General features: G+C 66.1%; 21 protein-coding genes. 11 read left to right on the forward strand and 10 right to left on the reverse strand.

What is annotated here, in order from left to right; genetic code table 11:
• Positions 1-269: 269 nt before the first annotated feature.
• Entirely contained in the window at positions 270-1,064 is a 795-nt protein-coding gene (gene purC / locus GYH34_RS03980) for a phosphoribosylaminoimidazolesuccinocarboxamide synthase (RefSeq protein WP_018267133.1), read from the forward strand.
• Positions 1,065-1,282: 218 nt separating this feature from the next.
• Here the strand turns inward: purC and hemA are convergent, their stop codons facing one another.
• On the reverse strand, positions 1,283-2,569 hold the full coding sequence (gene hemA / locus GYH34_RS03985; protein WP_161912460.1) for a 5-aminolevulinate synthase: 1,287 nt from the start codon (positions 2,567-2,569) through the stop codon (positions 1,283-1,285).
• 266 nt (positions 2,570-2,835) lie between these two features.
• Positions 2,836-4,146, reverse strand: coding sequence for an ATP-binding protein (locus tag GYH34_RS03990; protein ID WP_161912461.1), 1,311 nt, complete (start codon positions 4,144-4,146; stop codon positions 2,836-2,838).
• Between the two features lie 109 nt (positions 4,147-4,255).
• Here GYH34_RS03990 and GYH34_RS03995 point away from each other — a divergent pair, with 109 nt between their 5' ends.
• Positions 4,256-4,876 (forward strand): response regulator transcription factor, encoded by a 621-nt coding sequence (locus GYH34_RS03995; RefSeq protein ID WP_024878305.1) that lies wholly within the window; start codon positions 4,256-4,258, stop codon positions 4,874-4,876.
• 42 nt (positions 4,877-4,918) lie between these two features.
• Here GYH34_RS03995 and GYH34_RS04000 read toward each other — a convergent pair whose 3' ends face one another.
• Entirely contained in the window at positions 4,919-5,893 is a 975-nt protein-coding gene (locus GYH34_RS04000; RefSeq protein ID WP_161912462.1) for a LysR family transcriptional regulator, read from the reverse strand.
• A 513-nt stretch (positions 5,894-6,406) separates the two neighbouring features.
• Here GYH34_RS04000 and GYH34_RS04005 point away from each other — a divergent pair.
• From GYH34_RS04005 to GYH34_RS04025, 5 genes are all read left to right on the forward strand, one after another.
• Positions 6,407-6,742, forward strand: a complete 336-nt coding sequence (locus tag GYH34_RS04005) for an AtpZ/AtpI family protein (RefSeq protein ID WP_161912463.1) — start codon at positions 6,407-6,409, stop codon at positions 6,740-6,742.
• A gap of 64 nt (positions 6,743-6,806) precedes the next feature.
• A complete protein-coding gene (locus GYH34_RS04010) occupies positions 6,807-7,547 on the forward strand; it encodes a F0F1 ATP synthase subunit A (protein WP_161912464.1) in 741 nt (246 codons plus the stop codon).
• Positions 7,548-7,600: 53 nt separating this feature from the next.
• Complete coding sequence (locus GYH34_RS04015) at positions 7,601-7,831, forward strand: F0F1 ATP synthase subunit C (protein WP_018267102.1); 231 nt, start codon at positions 7,601-7,603, stop codon at positions 7,829-7,831.
• A gap of 78 nt (positions 7,832-7,909) precedes the next feature.
• Positions 7,910-8,494: an ATPase gene (locus GYH34_RS04020; RefSeq protein WP_161912465.1), complete on the forward strand. Its 585-nt coding sequence runs from the start codon at positions 7,910-7,912 to the stop codon at positions 8,492-8,494.
• 11 nt (positions 8,495-8,505) lie between these two features.
• On the forward strand, positions 8,506-8,982 hold the full coding sequence (locus tag GYH34_RS04025) for an ATP F0F1 synthase subunit B (RefSeq protein WP_161912466.1): 477 nt from the start codon (positions 8,506-8,508) through the stop codon (positions 8,980-8,982).
• Positions 8,983-9,163: 181 nt separating this feature from the next.
• On the opposite strand, the gene GYH34_RS04030 is transcribed toward GYH34_RS04025, so the two are convergent.
• Together GYH34_RS04030 and GYH34_RS04035 are read right to left on the reverse strand one after the other, a co-directional pair.
• On the reverse strand, positions 9,164-9,802 hold the full coding sequence (locus GYH34_RS04030; protein ID WP_161912467.1) for an N-acetyltransferase: 639 nt from the start codon (positions 9,800-9,802) through the stop codon (positions 9,164-9,166).
• A 117-nt stretch (positions 9,803-9,919) separates the two neighbouring features.
• Positions 9,920-11,062, reverse strand: coding sequence for a type III PLP-dependent enzyme (locus GYH34_RS04035; protein WP_161912468.1), 1,143 nt, complete (start codon positions 11,060-11,062; stop codon positions 9,920-9,922).
• Positions 11,063-11,848: 786 nt separating this feature from the next.
• Between GYH34_RS04035 and GYH34_RS04040 the strand changes: the two genes are divergently transcribed.
• Complete coding sequence (locus tag GYH34_RS04040; RefSeq protein ID WP_161912469.1) at positions 11,849-13,411, forward strand: glucan biosynthesis protein G; 1,563 nt, start codon at positions 11,849-11,851, stop codon at positions 13,409-13,411.
• A gap of 12 nt (positions 13,412-13,423) precedes the next feature.
• Here the strand turns inward: GYH34_RS04040 and dinB are convergent, their stop codons facing one another.
• The gene (dinB, locus tag GYH34_RS04045; protein ID WP_161912470.1) at positions 13,424-14,497 is read right to left on the reverse strand and encodes a DNA polymerase IV; all 1,074 of its coding nucleotides are present in this window, start codon (positions 14,495-14,497) and stop codon (positions 13,424-13,426) included.
• A gap of 173 nt (positions 14,498-14,670) precedes the next feature.
• On the opposite strand from dinB, the gene GYH34_RS04050 reads away from it, so the two are divergent.
• Positions 14,671-15,432 carry an ATP-binding cassette domain-containing protein gene (locus GYH34_RS04050; protein WP_161912471.1) on the forward strand — a complete coding sequence of 254 codons (762 nt, stop codon included), beginning with the start codon at positions 14,671-14,673 and terminating at the stop codon, positions 15,430-15,432.
• Positions 15,429-16,922 (forward strand): glycine betaine ABC transporter substrate-binding protein, encoded by a 1,494-nt coding sequence (locus GYH34_RS04055; RefSeq protein WP_244635262.1) that lies wholly within the window; start codon positions 15,429-15,431, stop codon positions 16,920-16,922. Before GYH34_RS04050 ends, GYH34_RS04055 begins: the two co-directional genes overlap by 4 nt.
• Before the next feature lie 45 nt (positions 16,923-16,967).
• Here GYH34_RS04055 and GYH34_RS04060 read toward each other — a convergent pair whose 3' ends face one another.
• The 3 genes from GYH34_RS04060 to GYH34_RS04070 form a co-directional block, all read right to left on the reverse strand.
• Positions 16,968-17,756 carry a DNA-binding domain-containing protein gene (locus GYH34_RS04060; protein WP_161912472.1) on the reverse strand — a complete coding sequence of 263 codons (789 nt, stop codon included), beginning with the start codon at positions 17,754-17,756 and terminating at the stop codon, positions 16,968-16,970.
• Positions 17,753-18,598 carry a DUF692 domain-containing protein gene (locus tag GYH34_RS04065; protein WP_161912473.1) on the reverse strand — a complete coding sequence of 282 codons (846 nt, stop codon included), beginning with the start codon at positions 18,596-18,598 and terminating at the stop codon, positions 17,753-17,755. Before GYH34_RS04065 ends, GYH34_RS04060 begins: the two co-directional genes overlap by 4 nt.
• Positions 18,599-18,686: 88 nt before the next feature.
• Entirely contained in the window at positions 18,687-18,920 is a 234-nt protein-coding gene (locus GYH34_RS04070) for a hypothetical protein (protein ID WP_161912474.1), read from the reverse strand.
• 217 nt (positions 18,921-19,137) lie between these two features.
• On the opposite strand from GYH34_RS04070, the gene GYH34_RS04075 reads away from it, so the two are divergent.
• Entirely contained in the window at positions 19,138-19,590 is a 453-nt protein-coding gene (locus GYH34_RS04075; protein WP_161912475.1) for a hypothetical protein, read from the forward strand.
• Between the two features lie 27 nt (positions 19,591-19,617).
• Here the strand turns inward: GYH34_RS04075 and GYH34_RS04080 are convergent, their stop codons facing one another.
• Positions 19,618-20,493, reverse strand: a complete 876-nt coding sequence (locus GYH34_RS04080) for an NAD(P)-dependent oxidoreductase (RefSeq protein WP_161912476.1) — start codon at positions 20,491-20,493, stop codon at positions 19,618-19,620.
• Positions 20,494-20,536 lie beyond the last annotated feature (43 nt).

A 20,536-nucleotide genomic window follows, 5' to 3' on the forward strand; every position in this document is an offset into this window, starting at 1 on the left:
CGGATGGCGCAGGATCGAATCTAGGAGATTCGGCCTAGATTCCAATGAGATTCGCGCAATTAACGAAAAATTCGGTCAAGTTGTGTCCGCCCCTCGATTCGGCTAGTCTCTTCTGGCGGGTTGTAACCGCGGCTGGAACAGGATAGGACCCGGTTCGATCCGCGGCCATGCGAACGCCGCTTCGGACGGGACGTCGATCTTCCCGAGCTTGGCGCTCTGGTGGGGACGATCGTCACGCTGGAGCCGAACCGAGGAGCCACGGGCCGGTAATGGATTTTCTCAAGCCCCGGTTGATCCCGATGAATCGCCGCCGCCGCATCTACGAAGGCAAGGCCAAGGTCCTCTACGAGGGGCCGGAGCCGGGCACCTTGATTCAGCACTTCAAGGACGACGCCACCGCTTTCAACGCCAAAAAGCACGAGGTCATCGACGGCAAGGGCGTCCTCAACAACCGCATCTCGGAATTCGTCTTCCAGCACCTCAACGACATCGGCGTGCCGACGCATTTCATCCGCCGGCTGAACATGCGCGAGCAGCTGATTCGCGAGGTGGAGATCGTTCCGCTCGAGATCGTGGTGCGCAATGTCGCCGCCGGCTCGCTGTCCAAGCGCCTCGGCATGGAGGAAGGCACGCAGCTGCCGCGCTCCATCATCGAGTTCTATTACAAGAACGACGCGCTCGACGACCCGATGGTGTCGGAAGAGCACATCACCGCCTTCGGCTGGGCGAGCCCGCAGGAGATCGACGACATCATGGCCTTGGCCATTCGCGTCAATGATTTCCTCTCCGGCCTCTTCCTCGGCGTCGGCATCCGCCTCGTCGACTTCAAGATGGAGTGCGGGCGGCTGTGGGAAGGCGACATGATGCGCATCGTCGTCGCCGACGAGATTTCCCCCGATTCCTGCCGGCTGTGGGACATCAAGTCCAACGACAAGCTGGACAAGGACCGCTTCCGCCGCGACATGGGCGGCCTCGTCGAGGCCTATACGGAAGTGGCCCGCCGTCTCGGCATTCTGCAAGAGAACGAGACGCCCCGGCCGAGCCAGCCCAAGCTGGTGCAGTAAGGCGGTATTATTCGGCGCGGATCCTTCTCCCACTCGTGGGAGAAGGCGGCCCACGCATCAGCGAGGGTCGCATGAGGGCTCGCGCCGCTCGAGGCCGGATCTTTCCAGGAAATCGTCAGGCGCCCTCATCCGACTCCGCTTCGCGGGGCCGCCTTCTCGCGCGGGCGGGAGAAGCGCCGATCTTTTCGATTTTAGCGGCTCCCGAGAGAGCCCGCCGCTCACTGCGCGGCGAGCTTGATCTCGGGATAGGTACAGCGCTCGCGGCTTTCCGCATCGACATGCAGATGCTGCGGCGGCTCCACAAAGGGGATGCCGAGCGTCTGCCAGACGTCCGCCACCGATTCCACCAGAGCCACGATGTGCTCCGGCGTATGGCGCGGCGTCGGTGTGATGCGCAGACGCTCCGATCCGCGCGCGACGGTCGGATAGTTGATCGGCTGAATATAAATGTCGTGGCGCTCGAGCAGCATGTCGCTCGCCGCCTTGCACAGCTCGGCGTCGCGCACCATCACCGGCACGATATGCGAGCCATTCTCCAGCACCGGCAGGCCAGCGGCGGCCAGCGCATGCTTGGTGATATGCGAGGCGCGCTGATGTGCGGCGCGCAGATCGGAACGCGCCTTCAGCAGCCGAACGGCGGCCGTCGCCGCGGCGGCCACGGCCGGCGGCAGGGCGGTGGTGAAGATGAAGGAGGCCGCATAGCTGCGAATGGCGTCGATGACCACGCGGTCGCCCGCCACATAGCCGCCCAGCGTGCCGAACCCCTTGGCCAGCGTGCCTTCGATAACGTCGATGCGATGCATGACGCCCTCACGCTCGCAGATTCCGCCGCCGCGCGCGCCATACATGCCGACGGCATGAACCTCGTCGATATAGGTCATCGCGCCGTAACGCTCGGCGAGCGCGGCGATTTCGGCGACCGGGGCGATATTGCCGTTCATCGAGTAGAGGCTCTCGAAAACGATGAGCTTGGGCCTTGCGCCGGCCTCGATCAGCAGTTCCTCGAGATGGGCGAGATCATTGTGGCGGAAGATCTTGCGCTCGGCGCGCGAGCGCTTAACGCCCTCGATCATGGAATTATGATTGGAGGCGTCGGAGAGAATGACGCAATCGGGCAGAAGATCGGCGATCGTCGAGATGGCCGCGAGATTGGAAATCCAGCCCGAGGTGAAAACGAGCGCGGCCTCCTTGCCATGAAGGTCGGCGAGCTCGCTCTCCAGCTCCACGATCGCATGGCTGGTGCCGGAAATGTTGCGCGTGCCGCCGGAGCCGGCCCCGACGCGCGAAGCGGTCTCCACCATTGCGGCGATCACATCGGGGTGCTGGCCCATGCCGAGATAGTCATTGGAGCACCAGATCGTCACATCGCGCGTCGAGCCGTCGTCGCGGTGCCAGACCGCTTGCGGAAAGGTTTCCACACAGCGTTCGAGATGGGCGAAGACCCGATATCGGCGTTCCTCCTGGAGACGAGTGACCGCCGTCTCGAAAAAGCGCCGATAGTCCATGTGACGACCCTTCATACCGCGATAGGAGGCCGATACTCTTGGCCCCGTGCGGAACGCCTGCGCGATAGAACCGCGCTGCTCCCGCTTTGTGCGTTTTGCTACATAAACTATCCGAAGAGGCTTGGCGAGAGGCAGATCGTCGCGCTGAGACGAAGTCACGAAAACGCCACGAATCCTTTTCTCTGCGCGAGCGTGAGCGTGAAAAAATTTCCCTCTGCGGCGCGCAATTTCATTTTGCGTCGCACAATGGTCGGCGGACGATATCTCTAGAGAGGGAGACGCGCCACCAGCAGCGCGCCGCGCGGCGTGGCTGTCTCCAGCGTCAGCCGCCCGCCGAGGGCGGCGACGCGCTCGCCCATGCCGCGCAGCCCAATGCCTTCGCGCGCGCCATCGGGCACGCCGGCGCCGTCGTCGCGCACGGTGACGCGCAATTCCGTCTTGCCGCCGGCCTCTATGCGCTCCACCGACACATCGACGCGCGTGGCGCTCGCATGGCGGAACACATTGGTGAGCCCCTCCTGCACGATGCGATAGGCGGTGAGGGCGATCGACTCGTCGAGCGGCTCCCCGGTCTCGTCGATATGGAGGCCGAGCGCGACATCGGGATCGAGATCGCGCCAGCCTTGGGCGAGCGCCTGCAGCGCGCCCTCGAGGCCCATCTCGTCGAGCGCCGCCGGCCGCAGCCGGCCGAGAATGCGGCGATTGACCTGCTGCAGCGCGCCGAGCTGCACGTCGATATTCAGGCAATCTTCCCGACGCGCGCCCTCGAGCTTGCGGGCGAGCGCGCCGAGCCCGGCGCGAATGCTGAACAGAAAGGGCCCGATCTCGTCATGCAGATCGCGGGCGATGTCGCGCCGCTCCTCGTCCTGCACATGGATGATGCGCTCCACCAAGGCGCGGTTTTCCGCGTCGAAGCGCGCGAGCGTCTCCGCCAGCGCATCGACCCGTCCGGCGATGGCGACGAATTCCGGCGCGTCGCCGGCGGCCATGCGCACGTCGCGATCGCCTTGCTCTATGCGCCGCAGCGCCTCGGCGAGAGTGGAGACCGGCGCGAGGGCGCGGGAGAGGACCACCGACACCACGCCGAAGCCGGCGAGCGCCAGAGCCGCCGCGCCCAGCGCCAGCGCCCACACCTCCTCCCAAATCTCGTCGATCTCGTCCCCGGGATCGGCGGCGAGCGCGAGCTCCCCGCGCAGGCGCCCGCGGCCGTCGAGCGCGATGCGCGTCTCGCTGGGCGGCCCGGCGACCAGCGCCGCGAACCAGCCGGGCGCGCGCCGGCCGTCCCCCATCCGCGCCCCCGCCGCGCCGGAGCCGGCCATATAGATATGAATGTGCCGCAGCCGCTCCACCTCGGCGAGCCGGTCGCGCAGCGCCGCGAGCGGATCGTCGCTCTCCTCGACGCTGGCCAGCGCCGTCGCCACGAACTCCCGCGCGAGGCGCGCCGTGCTGTCCGATTCGGCGCGCACGCGCGAAGCGGCGTGCAGCATCAAGAGGCCGACGCCGAGGGCGAGCCCGGTCGCGAGCGTCGCGCCGAGCAGCGCCAGCAGCCTGGCGCGCAAGGACAATCCTTTCAACATGGGCCCCGCCTTTGCAAAGCGCGGCGACTTTACGTAAGGGTAGCCGCGGGTCAATCCATGCCGGCGCTTCGAAGCGAAGCGTCCCGAAACGAGGCGTCGCGAGCGAAGAATGCGTGTCCTGATCGTCGACGATCATCCGATCATCGTCTCCGGCTGCGCTTCCATGCTCTCCGGCGAGGGCGACATAGAAGCGCGCGACGCCGGCGATGCGGAGACGGCGCTGGCGCTCTTCGTCGAATGGCGGCCGGATATCGCCGTCGTCGACATCAACCTCCCCGGCGCCTCCGGCTTCGAGCTGACGCGCCGCATGCTGCGCCACGACGAAGAGGCGCGCATCGTCATCTTTTCCATGAACGACGATCCGATCTTCGCCGCGCGCGCGATAGAGGCCGGCGCCCGCGGCTATGTGACCAAGAACGACGATCCGTTTCTGCTGCTGCGCGCGGTGCGCGAGGTGGCGGCGGGCGGCGTGTTCCTGATGCCGCGGCTCGCCAATCGGCTGGCCTTCGACAAGACCGCGGCGCTCGCCAATCCTCTGGCGGAGCTGAGCTCGCGCGAGCTGGAGATTTTGCGCCTGCTCGGCAAGGGCTCGAGCATGACCGAGATCGCCGACGCGGTGCATGTCTCGTACAAGACGATCGCCAACACATGCTCGCTGCTGAAGCGCAAGCTCGGCGCGCGCACGCCGATGGATCTGGTGCGCATAGCGATAGAGCAACGGCTGGCGTGATAGGGCGGAGCGCGCCTTCTCGCGCACGCTCGGGGGAGGGCCTCAAACGGCTTCCCGCCCTTTCGTGCGCGCCGGCTGCGGCGCTTCCACCGCCGGCGGCTCCACGACGCCGCGGCATATTTCGACGATCTCGCGCCGTAGCCAGGCGTGCGCCGGCTCGCGATCTTGCAGCGAGTGCCAGACCATCAAGAGATCATAGGTCGGAAACTCGATCGGTATCTCCAATATCCGCAGCGGCGCGAGCCGCACGAAGTGCTCGGCGATGCGCAGCGGCAATGAGAAAACGAGATCGCTGCTCGCCACGATCCAGGGCGCGGACAGAAAATTCGGCACCACCAGCGACACCTTGCGCGCGAGGCCGCGGCGCTCCAGCCAATCGTCGATGATTCCCGTGCCCGCCTCGCGCCGCGACATCAGCATATGCTTGGCGGCGACGAATTGCTCGAGCGTCGGCTCGTCGGTCGGAAAACCGGGGTGGTCGCGCCGCACCAGCGCGACGATGCGATCCGTGTAGAGCCGCTCGCGACGGACATAGGGCGTCGAATCCAAGATCACGTCGAAGCCGATGACGAGATCGACGTCCCCGGCGTCCGCCGCCTCGCGCAGCGAGCCGGAGGTCTGCACCAGATGGATCTCGACATTGGGCGCCTGCCGGCTAACCGATTTCATCAGCGGCGGCAGCAGGCAGAATTCGACATAATCATTCGTCGCGATGGTGAAGCGCCGCTGCGTCGCCGCCGGCGAGAATTCTTTCGAGCCGCGGATCACCAGCTCGACCTCGTTCAATATGGAGGCGACCGGCTCGACGAGGGCGAGCGCGCGCTGCGTCGGCTTCATGCCCTGCGGCGTCTTCACCAGCACCGGATCGTCGAGCTGCTGCCGCAAGCGCTGCAGCACATGGCTCATCGCCGATTGGGTGATGAACATCTTCTGCGCCGCGCGCGAGACATTGCGCTCCTCCATCAGAAAATTGAAGGCGACGAGAAGATTGAGATCGAAGTTCCGCAGCTCGGTCATTTGTCCGCCATCCGCATCATCGCGCAAAAGCGAGGATCGTTCGTGAAGATGACGCCAGAACGGCGCCTGCGACGCCACTGAAAATTTTCGATAGTCCGATGAAATCAATGCATTCATGCGAGAACGAGGCGAACCTTACCGCCGCGCGCCGCGTCGCGGAAGAGCGCGCGGCCAGTCCGCTTTTCTCGAAAGGCCGTCCGCCGGCCCATAGAGATCGTCCGGCGGCCGTCTCGCATTGCGGCCACGAACCATCTCGCAACCGCGAAAAGGAGTCTGCGCAAGAATTGGACAATCGCGGAAAAACCCTGGTTTTCCGGGCGATTCGCGGCGCCGGCTGCGGCTTGACACGAAATGGCGCTGCCCATATGTTGCGCGCGGCTCGAACGACTTGGCCGCCCGGCCGATTTCGCGTCGCGTCGAAATCCCTTCCGTCGCCCCTGTCCGGGCGTTTCTTCGGCGATCATCTATGCTGCTCGCGCGTGCTCTGAAGCTTTTGCGCGAGGAGGAGAGCCGATGACCACGGACAAGAATGCGAGCGACCGCGAGCTGCGCGCGAGACTGGAGAGGCTCCAGGCCGAGCTCGGCAGCAAGGAAGAGGAGCGACGCGCCGAGACTGGCGGTGGATTGCCGGTCGGCGGGTCGTTCGGAAAGGCGCTGAGCGCGGGTTTCACCGTGCTGTCCGAATTCGTCGCGGCGATTCTCGTCGCGACGCTGATCGGATGGCAGGCGGATCGCTGGTTCGGCACTGGCCCGTGGCTGCTGATCCTGTTTCTGGGGCTCGGCGTCGCTGCGGGCTTCTACAATGTGTTTCGCTTCGTCGCGCCGAAAGACGCGCGAGGCGGCGGATGAAACTGGCGGCCCGACTCCCTCGGCGCCGCGGAGATGAAGGGCCGGGCGCCGTCCGGATCGAGCGATGAATCCTACCGAGCAGTTCGAGCTCCAGCGTATTGCGCCTTACTTCATCAATGGCGTCGACGTCTCCTTCACCAACGCCTCGCTCTATATGCTTCTCGCCGCTTCCGCGGCCATCATCCTCACCATATTCGCGACGTCCAAGCGCGCGCTGGTGCCGGGCCGCGGGCAGGCGCTCGCCGAGGCGCTCTACGAATTCGTCGCCAATACGGTGCGCTCCACGGCGGGCAAGGAAGGGATGCGCTTCTTCCCCTTCGTCTTCACGCTGTTCACCTTCATTCTGATGTCGAATCTGATCGGCCTCGTCCCCTACACCTATTCGCTGTCGAGCCAGATCGTCCTCACCTTCGCCTTCGCGGCCTTCGTTCTCCTTCTGGTGATCTTCTACGGGCTCTATCGCCACGGCTTCGGCTTTCTGCGGCTGTTCGTGCCGCATGGCGTTCCCGCGCCGGTGCTCGTCATTCTGATCCCGATCGAGATCATCTCCTTCCTGTCGCGGCCGGTGTCGCTCTCCGTTCGTCTCTTCGCCAATATTCTCGCGGGCCATATCACGCTCGCCGTGTTCGGCGGTCTCGCGGTGATGCTGCTGGGGGCCGGCTCCTGGGCCGCGCTCGCGCCGGTTCCGGTCTTCGGCGTCGTCGTGCTCTACGCCTTGGAGCTGCTGGTCAACTGCCTCCAGGCTTTCGTCTTCACCGTCCTCACTTGCGTCTATCTCAACGACGCGATCCACCCGGGCCACTGATAAATATTCGAACAATAAATGGTCGCCCGCCTAAAAAAGAGCAGGAGTTAACAATGGCTGATGTTTCCGTCTACGGCCCGATCGGCGCTGGTCTCGCCGCCATCGGAACGGGCGCCGCCGCTATCGGCGTCGCGATCATCTTCGGCAACTATCTCAACGGCGCTCTGCGCAATCCGTCGGCCGCTGCGGCTCAGTTCACCAACGCCATCATCGGCGCGGCGCTGGCCGAAGGTCTCGGCATCTTCGCGTTTCTGATCGCGATCCTGCTCTATCTCAAGGCCTAAAGGCCTTAATGAACGAAGGCTCGGGACGCGTCCCGGGCCTTTGTCGTCTCCCACGCAGACAAGAGGCTGGAAGCCGTCATGGCGAATATCGTTCTCGCCGCCGAAGAGGCGGCGCCGCATGGAGCCCGTGAGCCGAATGCGACGCAAACGAGCGTCGAGCATCACGGTGGAGGCGAGTTTCCGCCGTTCCAGACGGAGAATTTCGTTCCGCAGCTCGTCTGGCTGGCGCTGACCTTCGGACTTCTCTATCTTCTCATGTCGCGCATCGCATTGCCGCGCATCGGCTCCATACTGCACGACCGCGAGAGCCGCATCGAGAGCGATCTCTTCGCCTCGCGCGAGCTTCAGGCGAAGGCGCAGGAAGCCGCGGCCGCGCATGACGAGACCTTGCGCGTCACCAAGGCGCAGGCGCAGGACATCGGCCGCGCCGCCCAGCAGCAGGCCGCCACTGAGACCGCCACGCGTCGCGCGAGCGAGGAAGCCGCCTTCGCCGAGAAGGTCGCCGCCGCCGAAGCGCAGATTCTCGCCGCCAAATCCGAGGCGCTGTCCAATGTCGAGGCGATCGCCACCGACGCCGCCGGCGCGATCCTCGAGAAGCTGACGGGCGCCCGTTTCGCCGCCGAGACGCTGCAAGGCGAATATCGTAACATCAAGGCGAGCTGAGAGGTCGAGCCATGCATTTCGACGCGGAAGTTTTCGTCGCCATCGGCTTCGGCATTTTCGTCTGCGTGCTGCTCTATGTGGGCGCGCATAAGAAGCTCGGAGCCATGCTCGACGCGCGCGTGATCCGAATCAAGAGCGAGCTCGCCGAGGCCGAGCGCCTGCGCAGCGAGGCCGAGAGCCTGTTCGCCTCCTTCGAGAAGAAGCGCGAGGAGGCCGAGGAAGAGGCCAAGGCGATCGTCGCTCAGGCCAAGAGCGAGGCCGAGCTGCTGGCGACGGAAGCGCGCCAGCGCCTCGAGGACTATATCACCCGCCGCACCAAGCAGGTGGAAGACAAGATCGCCCAGGCCGAGGCTCAGGCCGCCGCCGAGGTGCGCGCCAGCGCCGCCGACGCTGCGGTGAAGGTCGCCGAGGCCGTGCTGCGCAAGGGCGTCGCCGGAACCGATTTCGTCTCCGCCGGCATTGCGGATGTGAAGTCGCTGGCGCACTGATCGCCGCCCGCTTCCGGGCGGCGGCCGCTCCGCTTCCCGAGAAAGACCAATTCAAAACGCCCGAAGTCGCGAGACTTCGGGCGTTTTGCTTTTCACGAATGGGCGGAGCGCCGGCGGTTCACAGTCCGGTTGGTTCGAAAGGGTTCTCTCTCTTTCCCGACTTGGCCCGGTAGATGGCGCGTCAGGCTGCGCGCGCCATCTCGCCGAACCGGGCCGGGGCGGTCGTCTGGACGGCCAGACCGGCGGCGGACACCCGGCCCGACGCGCCCACCAGCGCGCCTTTCGTCAGCTCGAGGCCGAGGAAGCGCTCGCGCTCGACAGGGCCGGGCATTGCGAGCCCTTCGGTGTAGCGCGCGTCGAAGCCGAAACGCGCATAATAGGGTGCATCGCCGACCAGCAAGACCGCGCGATGATTGCGGGCCGCCGCGCGCGCCAGGCCCGCCTCTATCATGGCGGCGCCGATCCCCAGCGAGCGACAGTCGCGCGCCACCGCGAGCGGGCCGAGCAGCAGCGCCGGACGTCCCGGACCGGCGAAGATCGCCCACATGCGCATTGTGGCGACGAGCCGGTCCTCGTCCTTGCAGACAAGCGCGAGTCCGCGCGCCGGCATGCGGCCCTCGCGCAATCGCTCGCAAGTCTTCAGAAAGCGCGCCGGGCCGAAGGCCGCGTCGAGCAGAGCCTCGCGCGCGGCAATGTCTTCAGGGGCTTCCTCCGAGATCACGCAAACCGGGCGGCGAGCGGAGCGGCTCGCTTCCGCGACCATGCCGACGCCCGGAAAGCCGAGCGATCCGGTCTCGAGATGAGAGAGTTCAAAGGCCATCGGTTCCTCCCTTCGAGGACGGACGACCCTCGCGCCTGGCGCGCATCGCTGCACGCCCGCCGAACGGGACAGAGATTTGGGCGGAAGCCGCGAGCCGAAAGGCGCGCGGCCGAGGCGTCAGATGACGAAGGATTCGAGCGGCGGGAAGCCGTTGAAGCCCACCGACGAATAGGTCGTCGTATAGGCGCCGGTTCCCTCGATCAGCACTTTCGAGCCGATCTCCAGGCTGATGGGCAGGAGGTAGGGCTCCTTCTCATACAGCACGTCCACCGAATCACAGCTCGGCCCGGCGATGACGCAAGGCGCGGTCGCGGAGCCGTCCGCCTCGGTGCGGATCGGATAGCGGATCATCTCGTCCGTCGTCTCGGCGAGTCCGTTGAACTTGCCGATGTCGAGATAGACCCAGCGAACCTCGTCCTCGCGCGACTTCTTCGACACGAGCACGACCTCGGCCTCGATCACGCCGGCGTTGCCGACCATGCCGCGACCCGGCTCGATGATCGTCTCGGGAATGCGATTGCCGAAATGCTTCGACAGCGCCCGGAAGATCGCCTGGCCATAGGCCTTCACCGCCGGCACATTCTTGAGATAGCGGGTCGGAAATCCACCGCCGAGATTGACCATCTGCAGCTGAATGCCGCGCTCGGCGAGATCGCGGAAGATCGACGAGGCCGACTTCAGCGCGCCGTCCCACATGTTCGGATTGCCCTGCTGCGAGCCGACATGGAAGGACACGCCATAGGCGGAAAGGCCGAGACGATGGGCGTGCTCGAGGACGCGCGGGGCCATATCCGGCGTGCAGCCGAATTTGCGCGACAGCGGCCATTCGGCGCCGGTTCCATCGCAGAGAATGCGGCAGAAAACCTTGGAGCCCGGCGCGGCGCGGGCGATCTTCTCGACCTCCGCCTCGCAATCCACCGCGAAGAGGCGCACGCCCAGCGCATAGGCGCGGGCGATGTCACGCTCCTTCTTGATCGTATTGCCGAAGCTGATGCGATCGGGAGCCGCGCCGGCGGCCATGGCCTGCTCGATCTCGACAACGGAGGCCGTGTCGAAGCAGGAGCCGAGCGAGGCGAGCAGCGAGAGCACTTCCGGCGCCGGATTGGCCTTCACCGCGTAAAATACGCGCGTGTCCGGCAGCGCCTTGGCGAAGCTCGTGTAATTGTCGCGCACGACCTCGAGGTCGACGACGAGGCAGGGGCCGACATCGCGTCCGGCGCGACGACGTGCCTCCAAAAATTCGCGAATACGATCCGTCATTTGCGGCATCCCCAACGAAGTCGCGGCATGTAGCGCCGCGGAGTGGCCAAGGGCTTCGATCGGATGCACGACGTCGTTTGCGCAGCACGCTGTGGAGGCGTGCTGAACATCGAGACGACTGCGTTCCATGACCGTCCAACGGCTCCGCTCGAGGCGGGACGCCAAACGGTCGGGTGATGCGCCGTCGGCTAGACGAAGCACGGACGCGAATGTCCAGACGGACACCGAATCCGATTCGAATAGCCATCGCTTGGAAGGGGATTTTTCCCTTTCCGCACGCCCGGCAAGAAAGACAAGCCTCTTCGGTACGCCGACCTTTGGAGGGTCGACAGAGACGAAAAAGCCCGGTCCGTCGTTGCTTTAAGTCGCGATCCCTCGCTCAGGCGAGGTTCGCCGGTTTCGCCTCCGGCTGCCGGTTTTATTCCGATGGTTGACCGGCCTCTTGTCCGGATCCCCATCGACCGACACACGACCACAGGCACGTGCGAAAGTGGGCGAGAACGTAAATACGCGCTTTCGCCCGCTCTGCAAGGGCTTTTTCGCGCCCCGGCGAAATTTGTCGCCCTTTCGCCCATTTTGCGCCCCGGGCGGGGTGATAGCTCCACCGTCTTGCAGGCCGGCCCAAAGCCGGATAGGCAGAAGCTCGGACGGGGCCGGGCGACGCGCGCCGCGCTCGCAGACGGGGCGGCGTCCCCAAGAACGCCCGATTCGTCTGCGACCCCGATTCGTCTGCGACCCGAAGACGGGCTTCCGCCCGTCGCTCAATTTTCTCGGAAACCGACTGAAATGATCGACATCACACGCCGCCGGCTTCTCGGCGCGATGGTCGCGGCGGGCGCTCAGGCCGCGCCGCTCGGGCGCGCCGTGGCGCAATCCGTGCAGAACGGAACGCAGCCGCGCTTCGGCCTCGAGGATGTGGCGCGTCGCGCTCGCGACCTCGCCGGCGCGCCTTTCGAGGCGGCGCCGCCGCAGCTGCCGGACGAATTGGCGAAGCTCGACTTCGACTCTTTCCGCGATCTGCGCTTCCGGCCGGAAAAAGCGTTTTTCTCCAATATTCCGGGCTCTTTCCGCCTGCACACCTTCCATCTGGGCTTTCTCTACAAGCGCCCGGTGACGGTGAACACGATAAGGGACGGCATACCGACGCCCATTCCCTATTCGGCGGCGCTGTTCGACTATGGCCGCAACAAATTCGAGCGGACGCTGCCGATCAACATAGGCTTCGCCGGCTTCCGCCTGCATTTCCCGCTCAATGACCCGCATGTGCACGACGAGGTGATCTCCTTCCTCGGCGCCAGCTATTTCCGCTTTCTCGGCCGCGGCCAGCGCTACGGCCTCTCGGCGCGCGCGCTCTGCGTCGACTGCGGCGACAATACGGAAGTCTTCCCCTTCTTCCGCGAGTTCTGGATCGAGACGCCGCAGCCGGGCGGCAATCGCATCACCTTCTATGCGCTGCTCGACGGCGAGGCGGCGACCGGCGCCTATCGCTTCGATCTGACGACGGGCCAGGACAGCACGATCGACGTGCAGGCGACCATCTTCCCGCGTCGCAAGGCGAAATTCGGCCTCGCGCCGCTCACTTCCATGTATCTCACCGGCGAGAACGACCGCCGCATGCGCGACGGCTTCCGCACCGAGCTGCATGATTCGGACGGGCTGCTGGTCCATGGCGAATCGAAGGAATGGCTCTGGCGCCCGCTGGCCAATGCGCCCATAGCGCGGCTCACCACTTTCTCGGACCCGAATATTCGCGGCTTCGGGCTGATGCAGCGCGATCGCAATTTCGAGACCTATCAGGACATAGATCTCGCCTATGAGCGGCGGCCGAGCTATTTCATCGAGCCGCAAGGCTCATGGGGCGAGGGCGCCGTCGAGCTGCTGGAGCTGCCGACTCTCGACGAGACCAATGACAATATCGTCGCGGCCTTTGTCGGCGCGCAGCCGCTGGAGATCGGCAAGCCCTTCTCCTACGCCTATCGCATCACCTCGCTGCTCGATCTGCCGCGGCTCTCGCCCAATGGCCGCGCGGTGAACACGTTCGAGGCGCCGGCGCGGGCGCTCGGCTCGGGCGAGGCGACGACTGCGGGCGCGCATCGCTTCATCGTCGATTTCGCCGGCGGCGATCTCGCTTATTACGTCAATGATCCTTCGCAGGTGGAGGTGGTCGCCTCGGCGACAAATGGGACGGTCATACGCTCGAGCGTCGCCGCCAATCCGCACATAGACGGCATGCGCGTGATGTTCGACGTAGCGGTGAAATCCGGTCAGACGGCGGATATTCGCGCCTTCCTCAAGGCCGGCCCGCTGACGTTGACGGAGACGTGGACCTATCCCTGGACGGCGCCGTGAGGCTTCCCCGTCTCAGACGGCGAGGCTCATCTGCGGATCGTCGTTTCCGCCCGCGGGCGCGAGCGAGGAGAGCGTGACGCCGAGCAGGCGCACGCCTTTCTCTGACGGAAACAGCGGGCGTAGCAGCGCCAGCGCGCAGGCCTCCAGCGCGGCGCGCGAGGCGATCGGCGCGGCGCCGGTGCTGCGCCGCGTGATCTGCTGAAAATCCGCATATTTGACTTTGAGCGTCACCGTGCGCCCCTCTATGCGCGCGCCCTCGCAATGGGCGGCGACGCGCGCGACGATGGGCGCGAGCGCGGCGATCGCTTCCTCTAGCGCGAAGAGATCATGCGCGAAGGTCACTTCCGCGCCGATCGATTTGCGAATGCGATCCGGCCGCACCGGGCGCTCGTCGACGCCGCGGGCGATGCCGTAGAAATAGCTTCCCGATTTGCCGAAATGCCGCTGCAGAAAGGGCAGGGGCTTGGCGCGCAGATCGAGCCCCGTCTCTATGCCGAGCGCATTCATCTTCTTCGCCGTCGCCGGCCCCACTCCGTGAAACTTGCCGATCGGCAGCGCGGCGACGAATTCCGCGCCTTTGTCCGGCGGGATGACGAAGAGACCATTCGGCTTGTTCTGGTCGGACGCGAGCTTGGCCAGAAATTTATTGTAGGAGACGCCCGCCGAGGCGGTCAGCCGCGTCTCCTCGCGAATGCGCGCTCTTATCTCCTCGGCGATATGGGTGGCGGAGGCGATCTTCTTGCGATTTTCGGTGACGTCCAGATAGGCCTCGTCGAGCGAGAGCGGCTCGACCAGCGGCGTGTAATCGAGGAAGATCGCGCGAATGCGCCGCGACACATCGCGATAGACGTCGAAGCGCGGCGGAACGAAGAGAAGATCGGGACAGCGCCTGAGCGCGGTGACGGAGGGCATGGCCGAGCGCACGCCGAAAGCGCGCGCCTCATAGCTCGCCGCCGCCACGACTCCGCGGTCGCGCGGCGATCCGACGGCGACGGGACGTCCGCGCAATCGCGGATCGTCGCGTTGCTCGACCGACGCATAGAAAGCGTCCATGTCGATATGGATGATCTTGCGTTGCGACGCCATCGGGTGAGGAAACGCCGAGCGGCGACGCCGCGGAAGCGCGAAGCTCTCACGTCGCTCCGCCGGATTCAAGCCGAGGCCGCGCGTGACGTCCCGCATCTTCGCCGCGGCCGACCCCTTGGAACGACGCCCGCGCGCGCCATTTGAGCGACGTCACCCGACGCCGCGGCGCAGTCATGATCCGACTGGAGCATGTCCGTAAATGTTTCGGCGGCGCGCGCGTCGTCGACGACGTCACGCTGACGATAGAGCCCGCGCGCACGACGGCGCTGATCGGCCCCTCCGGCTCCGGCAAATCTACGCTTCTCTCGATGATCGTCGGGCTCGTGACGCCGGACGACGGCGAGATAGAGGTGGCGCGCCATCTGCTGACGCCGCGCTCGGCGGAGAAGCTCCGGCGCGTCATGGGCTATGTGATTCAGGAGGGCGGCCTCTTCCCGCATCTCACCGCGCGCGGCAACATAGAGCTGATGGCGCGCGAGACGGGCTGGCCGGCGGAGCGCCGCGCGGCGCGGCTCGAGGAGCTGCTGCAGCTCACGCGCTTTCCGGCCGAGGCGCTGGAGCGCTTTCCAGCCGAGCTTTCCGGCGGCCAGCGGCAGCGCGTGGCGCTGATGCGTGCGCTCATGCTCGATCCCGAAATCTTGCTGATGGACGAGCCGCTCGGCGCGCTCGATCCGCTGATCCGCGCCGATCTGCAGGACGATCTCGCCGCCATATTCGCGCGGCTGCGCAAGACCGTCGTCATCGTCACGCATGATCTCGCCGAGGCCGGATTCTTCGCCGAGAGAATCGTGCTGATGAATCACGGCCGCATCGTCCAGCAAGGACGTTTCGCCGATTTCGTCGAGCGGCCGGCGGAGGAGTTCGTCACGCGCTTCGTGCGCGCCAGCACGCGGCGTCTCGCCGATCTGCCGCTTCCGCCGGAGGACGCGCGATGAGGCGCGCTCTCGCAATGCTGCTCGCGCTCCTTCTGCTCGGCGCCTGTGCACATGAGGGCGACGCTGTGCGCATCGGCTCCAAGAGCTTCACCGAATCTGTCATTCTCTCGGACATTGTCGCCGATCTCGCAGCGGCCTCTGGCGCGCGCGTGATCCGCCGTCCGGCGCTCGGCGGCACGCGTCTCGTCTGGAACGCGCTGCTATCCGGCGAGGTCGACGCCTATCCCGAATATACGGGCACGTTGCGGCAGGAGATTCTCGCGCAGCTGCGGCTCGCCAATGATCGCCAGCTCGCCGACGCGCTCGGCGAGCTCGGGCTGCGCATGAGCCTGCCGCTCGGCTTCGGCAATGGCTATGCGCTCGGCATGCGCCGCGACAAGGCGGAGGCGCTGGACGTGCGGACCATCTCCGATCTCGCGCGGCATCCCTCGCTCGTCTTCGGCTTGAGCGAGGAATTGCTCGGCCGCGCCGATGGCTGGCCGGCGCTGCGCGCCGCCTATGGATTCTCCGCGGAGGATGTGCGCGGGCTCGATCACGACATCGCCTATAAGGGGCTTCTCGACGGCGCCATCGATGTCGTCGATCTCTACGCCACCGATCCGCAGATCGCCGATCGGCGCATTCTCGTGCTCGCCGACGACCGCAAGCTGTTCGCGGAAAATCGCGCGGTTCTGCTCTATCGCGTCGATCTCGAGCAGCGCGCGCCGCAGGCGGTCATGTCCATGCTGAGGCTCGAGGGCCACATAGACGCGCCGGCGATGATCGCGATGAATGTCGCGGTGAAGACAGGCCTTCGCACGGAGCGCGAGGCGGCGGCGAATTTCGTCGCGACGCAATTCGGCGTCGAGGCGCCGGCGCCTTCGCAGAGTCTCGCCGAGCGGCTGTGGCGACGCACGCGCGAGCATCTCTTTCTCGTCGGCGTCTCCCTCGCGGCGGCGATCCTCGTCGCTGTGCCGCTCGGCGTCGCCGCGGCGAAGCGCCCGCGTCTCGGCCATGCAATTCTCGGCCTCGCCAGCGTGCTGCAGACGATTCCTTCGCTCGCTCTGCTCGTCTTCATGATCCCGCTGCTCGGCATAGGCGCGCCGCCCGCCATTGCGGCGCTGTTCCTCTACAGCCTGCTGCCGATCGTGCGAAATGTCGCGACCGGCCTCACGACGATTCCGCGCGCGATCGAAAATTCGGCCATCGCCATCGGCCTTTCGCCCTGGCGGCGTCTGCTGCTCGTCGAATTGCCGATGGCGTCGCCGGCGATACTCGCGGGGCTGAAGACGGCGGCGGTCATCAATGTCGGCACGGCGACTTTGGGCGCGCTGATCGGCGCCGGCGGCTACGGCCAGCCGATCTTCACCGGCGTGCGCCTCGACAATTTCGCGCTGATCCTCGAGGGGGCGATTCCGGCCGCGCTGATGGCGCTCGCCGCGCAAGGGCTGTTCGATCTCGCCGAGCCTCGGATCGTGCCGCGCGGCTTGCGGCTGAAGGGCGGCGGGTGATTTTCCCGCGCGAAGAAGAGAAAGCGCGGCGGAGGAGAAAGCCGCTCAGTCCTCGCCTACCTTCGCGCCCACCACCAGCCCTTCCTGGAACCAGCCGGTGAGCATTTGCGCCAGGCGCTCGGGCGAGGCGTCGGCGTGATCGCGGAAGGCGGCCATTTGGCAGATGTCTCCGAAAGCGTGCCCCTCCATCGCCAGCGACAGCGCCATGAACTCGTCCGCCTCCAATTCGCAATGCACGGAGTCGAGATCGGCGCGCCATAGAGCGACATGGCCGCGGCCTTCGCCGCGCGGCGGGAGCTCCTGTTGCTCCATCGCCGCCTCATGCGTCGCGATCGTGCCGGTCTCGAGCTCCAGCAATATGAGGCTCGGGTGAAAGGCGAAGGAGAGGCGCGGCCATTGCTCGGGCGCGAAGGCGGCCAGCTCCGCGATCGGCAGAGTTTCGGCGTCGGGCGCGTCGAAAGCGTCGGTGAGCGCGCGCTCGAACAGCGCGAGATCGATCGCGCGCGCATCGTCGCGCCACGCTTCGCTCTCGCGCAGAAAATCCGGCAGGCGCGTCGTGTACCAGCGGGCGTTGCGCTCGCGCGATGGCTGCGCGCCGATATAGGCGTCGGCGAGCGCGTCGAAGGCTTCCTCGCCGATGAGCGCGCGCAGGGCGGGGAAGTCCGCCGCGAGAAATTCGGCGAGCCTCGCGTGATAGGCGTTCACATAGACGCCGAACAGCGTGGTGCGGTCGGCCTGGCGCGAATTCTTCACCGAATCGAGAATTTGCGCGCCATCCTCGGCGCCGGCGAGCACGCCGGCCTGGAACATGGCCTGCAGCTCTGCGAGCCTCATGCGGCGCTCCGTGTGCTCTCGGCGTCTATGCGCGCGGCGATCTCTCGCATATGGCCGAGCTCGGCGAGCAATTCGTCGAAGGGCGGGAAATTATCGTCGCGCTCGATCATGGTGGAGACCGCGCCGAAGCGCCGCCGCGCGCGCTCATAGAGCGCCCACACCTCATCGCAGACCGGCTGGTCATGCGTGTCGATGCGATGCGTTCCATTGTCGGTATGGCCGGCCATATGGAATTGCGCCACGCGATCCGGGTCTATGGCGTCGATGAACGCATTGGCGTCGAAGCCGTGATTGAAGCTCGAGACGAAGACATTGTTGACGTCGAGCAGCAGCAGGCAGTCGGCGCGCTGCGCCAGCTCATTGACGAAGGCCCATTCGCTCATCTCGGACTCGCGAAAGGCGACATAGGTGGAGGCATTCTCGACGACGAGGCGCCGGCCGAGAAAATCCTGCACGCGCATCACGCGCTCGGCGACATGGGCGAGCGCTTCCTCCGTATAGGGAATCGGCAAGAGATCGTGCAGCGTCACGCCATGCACGCCGGTCCAGGCGAGATGGTCGGACACGAAGGCCGGCTCGACGCGCTCGGCCAGCGTCTTCAGCTCGCGCAGATAATCGAAGTCGAGCGGATCGGTGGAGGCGAGCGACATGGCGACGCCATGCATCACGATCGGATAATCGGCGCGCACGCGCTCCAGCATGGCGGTGGGCCGGCCGCCGCCGGTCATGTAATTTTCCGAGATGATCTCGAACCAGTCGACAGCAGGGCGCGTCGAGAGAATTTCATCGTAATAGATCGGCCGCAGTCCGAGGCCGTGTCCCAATGGGGCGGGTCTGCTCATCTCTCGCGCTCCAAATGCTCTTTCGCGTCGCCCCCGCCGCGAGAATCGATCGCGCCCCAATGGCGCGCGATCGACGGCTTCGATCGGCTCAACGGCCGGCGCAGGAACCCTTGGCGCTGCAGGAGGCCTTATGCCCCTTATGGTGATGCTTGCAGACGCCCTTCTTGGTCATGCACTTCGTCTTGCCGCCGCACTGGCCTTTTTCCATATTGCAGACATGTTTGGAATGCTTGGCGGAGGCCTGCGTCGAAACGCCGCCCGCGAGCGCCAGAGCGATCGCCGCCGCGGCGATGGTCGAGCCCGAAACGATCTTGGCTTTCATTTTTTTCTCCCATCCTCGCTCTCGAGCCCCGGAGGACGAGAGAGCGCGACCTGGACCTCCCCAGGCCCGGCGCGACCATAACACTCGCCGAAGGATTTGAAAGCGCGCTCCGAGCCGCGCGTCTTCCGCCCCGGTTGACAGCCGCGCTCGCGCTTTCCATTCTCGCCGCCTGCGCCCGGGGGCGGGCCTGAAATTCTGTCGAATGGAGAGATTTGCGATGTCTTATGGCGGAAAAACGATTTTGATGGGCGCGGCCTTCGCCTGCGGCGTCGCGGCGCTGCTCTCCGCGCCCTCTCTGCCCCGCGCGCAGGAGGAGCCGCTCTACGAACCGCTCGTCGACCGCGACGCGCGCGGCTTCAAGGAGGGGAAATACGCCAAGGACCTCGCCTTCTGCCGCAATCGCGCGGCGCCGCAGGAGCGCTTGGCGCGCGAGGGCGTGAGCCAAGCGGCGGGCGGCGCGGCGCTGGCGACGGCCGGCAATATCGCCCGTTTCATGCCCGTTCCGGGCCTCGGCGCGGCGCAGGGCCTTTGGGCCGGCGGCAGCGCGGCGGAGGCCGTCGGCTCGGCGGCGGCCGGGCATGGCGCCATGACGGCCGAGCAGGCGATGCAGGATTATGTTCTCGTCGTGAACGCCTGCCTCGAGCGCCGGGGCTATCTGTTGCTGCGCTGAAGAGCAGGCTCCCGAACGGGCGGCGCCCTATCTGCGCAGCCGCGCCATGAGGCTCGACGTGTCCCAGCGTCGGCCTCCCATATTCTCCACCTCGGCGTAGAATTGATCGACGAGCGCGGCGACCGGCAGGCTCGCGCCATTGCGGCGGGCCTCGGCGAAGCAAATGCCGAGGTCCTTGCGCATCCATTCGACCGCGAAGCCGAAATCATACTCGCCGGCGAGCATGGTCTTGTGGCGATTCTCCATCTGCCAGGATTGCGCCGCGCCATTCTTGATGAGATCGACGACCGCGGCGCCGTCCAGCCCGGCGCGGCTGGCGAAATCCAGCGCCTCGGCGAGGCCCTGGACGAGGCCGGCGATGCAGATCTGATTGACCATTTTGGTGAGTTGCCCGGCGCCGGACGGCCCCATCAGCCGGCTGGCGCGCGCATAGGCCGCGAGCACTGGCTCGACGCGGGCGAAATCCTCCGCGTCGCCGCCGCACATCACCGTGAGCGCGCCATTCTCGGCGCCGGACTGGCCGCCGGAGATCGGCGCGTCGAGAAAGCCGAAGCCGCCCTTTTTCGCATGGGCGTAGAGCTCGCGCGCGACCTCCGCCGAGGCGGTGGTGTGATCGACGAAAACGGCGCCGGCCTTCAGCGCGCGAAAGGCGCCGTCCTCGCCGATCGTCACCTGGCGCAGATCATCGTCATTGCCGACGCAGGAGAAGACGAAATCCGCGCCCTCGGCGGCGAGGCGCGGCGTCGGCGCCGTCGTCGCGGAAAATTGCGCGGCGAAGCGCTCGGCTTTCTCCGGCGTGCGATTATAGACGACGACCTTGTGTCCGCCGCGCGTGACGAGATGGCCGGCCATGGGATAGCCCATCACGCCCAATCCGATGAAGGCGACGCTCAGCTCGGTCATTGATCGGTCCTCTGCAGGTGAGTTGCGAGAGCGCTCGAGCAAG

The sequence above is a fragment of the Methylosinus sp. C49 genome (assembly GCF_009936375.1).
Taxonomy (GTDB): Bacteria; Pseudomonadota; Alphaproteobacteria; order Rhizobiales; family Beijerinckiaceae; genus Methylosinus.

Coding starts and splice junctions, on each gene's coding strand:
- purC (WP_018267133.1), top strand. CDS start 270: ATGGATTTTCTCAAGCCCCGGTTGATCCCGATGAATCGCCGCCGCCGC.
- hemA (WP_161912460.1), bottom strand. CDS start 2,569: ATGGACTATCGGCGCTTTTTCGAGACGGCGGTCACTCGTCTCCAGGAG.
- GYH34_RS03990 (WP_161912461.1), bottom strand. CDS start 4,146: ATGTTGAAAGGATTGTCCTTGCGCGCCAGGCTGCTGGCGCTGCTCGGC.
- GYH34_RS03995 (WP_024878305.1), top strand. CDS start 4,256: ATGCGTGTCCTGATCGTCGACGATCATCCGATCATCGTCTCCGGCTGC.
- GYH34_RS04000 (WP_161912462.1), bottom strand. CDS start 5,893: ATGACCGAGCTGCGGAACTTCGATCTCAATCTTCTCGTCGCCTTCAAT.
- GYH34_RS04005 (WP_161912463.1), top strand. CDS start 6,407: ATGACCACGGACAAGAATGCGAGCGACCGCGAGCTGCGCGCGAGACTG.
- GYH34_RS04010 (WP_161912464.1), top strand. CDS start 6,807: ATGAATCCTACCGAGCAGTTCGAGCTCCAGCGTATTGCGCCTTACTTC.
- GYH34_RS04015 (WP_018267102.1), top strand. CDS start 7,601: ATGGCTGATGTTTCCGTCTACGGCCCGATCGGCGCTGGTCTCGCCGCC.
- GYH34_RS04020 (WP_161912465.1), top strand. CDS start 7,910: ATGGCGAATATCGTTCTCGCCGCCGAAGAGGCGGCGCCGCATGGAGCC.
- GYH34_RS04025 (WP_161912466.1), top strand. CDS start 8,506: ATGCATTTCGACGCGGAAGTTTTCGTCGCCATCGGCTTCGGCATTTTC.
- GYH34_RS04030 (WP_161912467.1), bottom strand. CDS start 9,802: ATGGCCTTTGAACTCTCTCATCTCGAGACCGGATCGCTCGGCTTTCCG.
- GYH34_RS04035 (WP_161912468.1), bottom strand. CDS start 11,062: ATGACGGATCGTATTCGCGAATTTTTGGAGGCACGTCGTCGCGCCGGA.
- GYH34_RS04040 (WP_161912469.1), top strand. CDS start 11,849: ATGATCGACATCACACGCCGCCGGCTTCTCGGCGCGATGGTCGCGGCG.
- dinB (WP_161912470.1), bottom strand. CDS start 14,497: ATGGCGTCGCAACGCAAGATCATCCATATCGACATGGACGCTTTCTAT.
- GYH34_RS04050 (WP_161912471.1), top strand. CDS start 14,671: ATGATCCGACTGGAGCATGTCCGTAAATGTTTCGGCGGCGCGCGCGTC.
- GYH34_RS04055 (WP_244635262.1), top strand. CDS start 15,429: ATGAGGCGCGCTCTCGCAATGCTGCTCGCGCTCCTTCTGCTCGGCGCC.
- GYH34_RS04060 (WP_161912472.1), bottom strand. CDS start 17,756: ATGAGGCTCGCAGAGCTGCAGGCCATGTTCCAGGCCGGCGTGCTCGCC.
- GYH34_RS04065 (WP_161912473.1), bottom strand. CDS start 18,598: ATGAGCAGACCCGCCCCATTGGGACACGGCCTCGGACTGCGGCCGATC.
- GYH34_RS04070 (WP_161912474.1), bottom strand. CDS start 18,920: ATGAAAGCCAAGATCGTTTCGGGCTCGACCATCGCCGCGGCGGCGATC.
- GYH34_RS04075 (WP_161912475.1), top strand. CDS start 19,138: ATGTCTTATGGCGGAAAAACGATTTTGATGGGCGCGGCCTTCGCCTGC.
- GYH34_RS04080 (WP_161912476.1), bottom strand. CDS start 20,493: ATGACCGAGCTGAGCGTCGCCTTCATCGGATTGGGCGTGATGGGCTAT.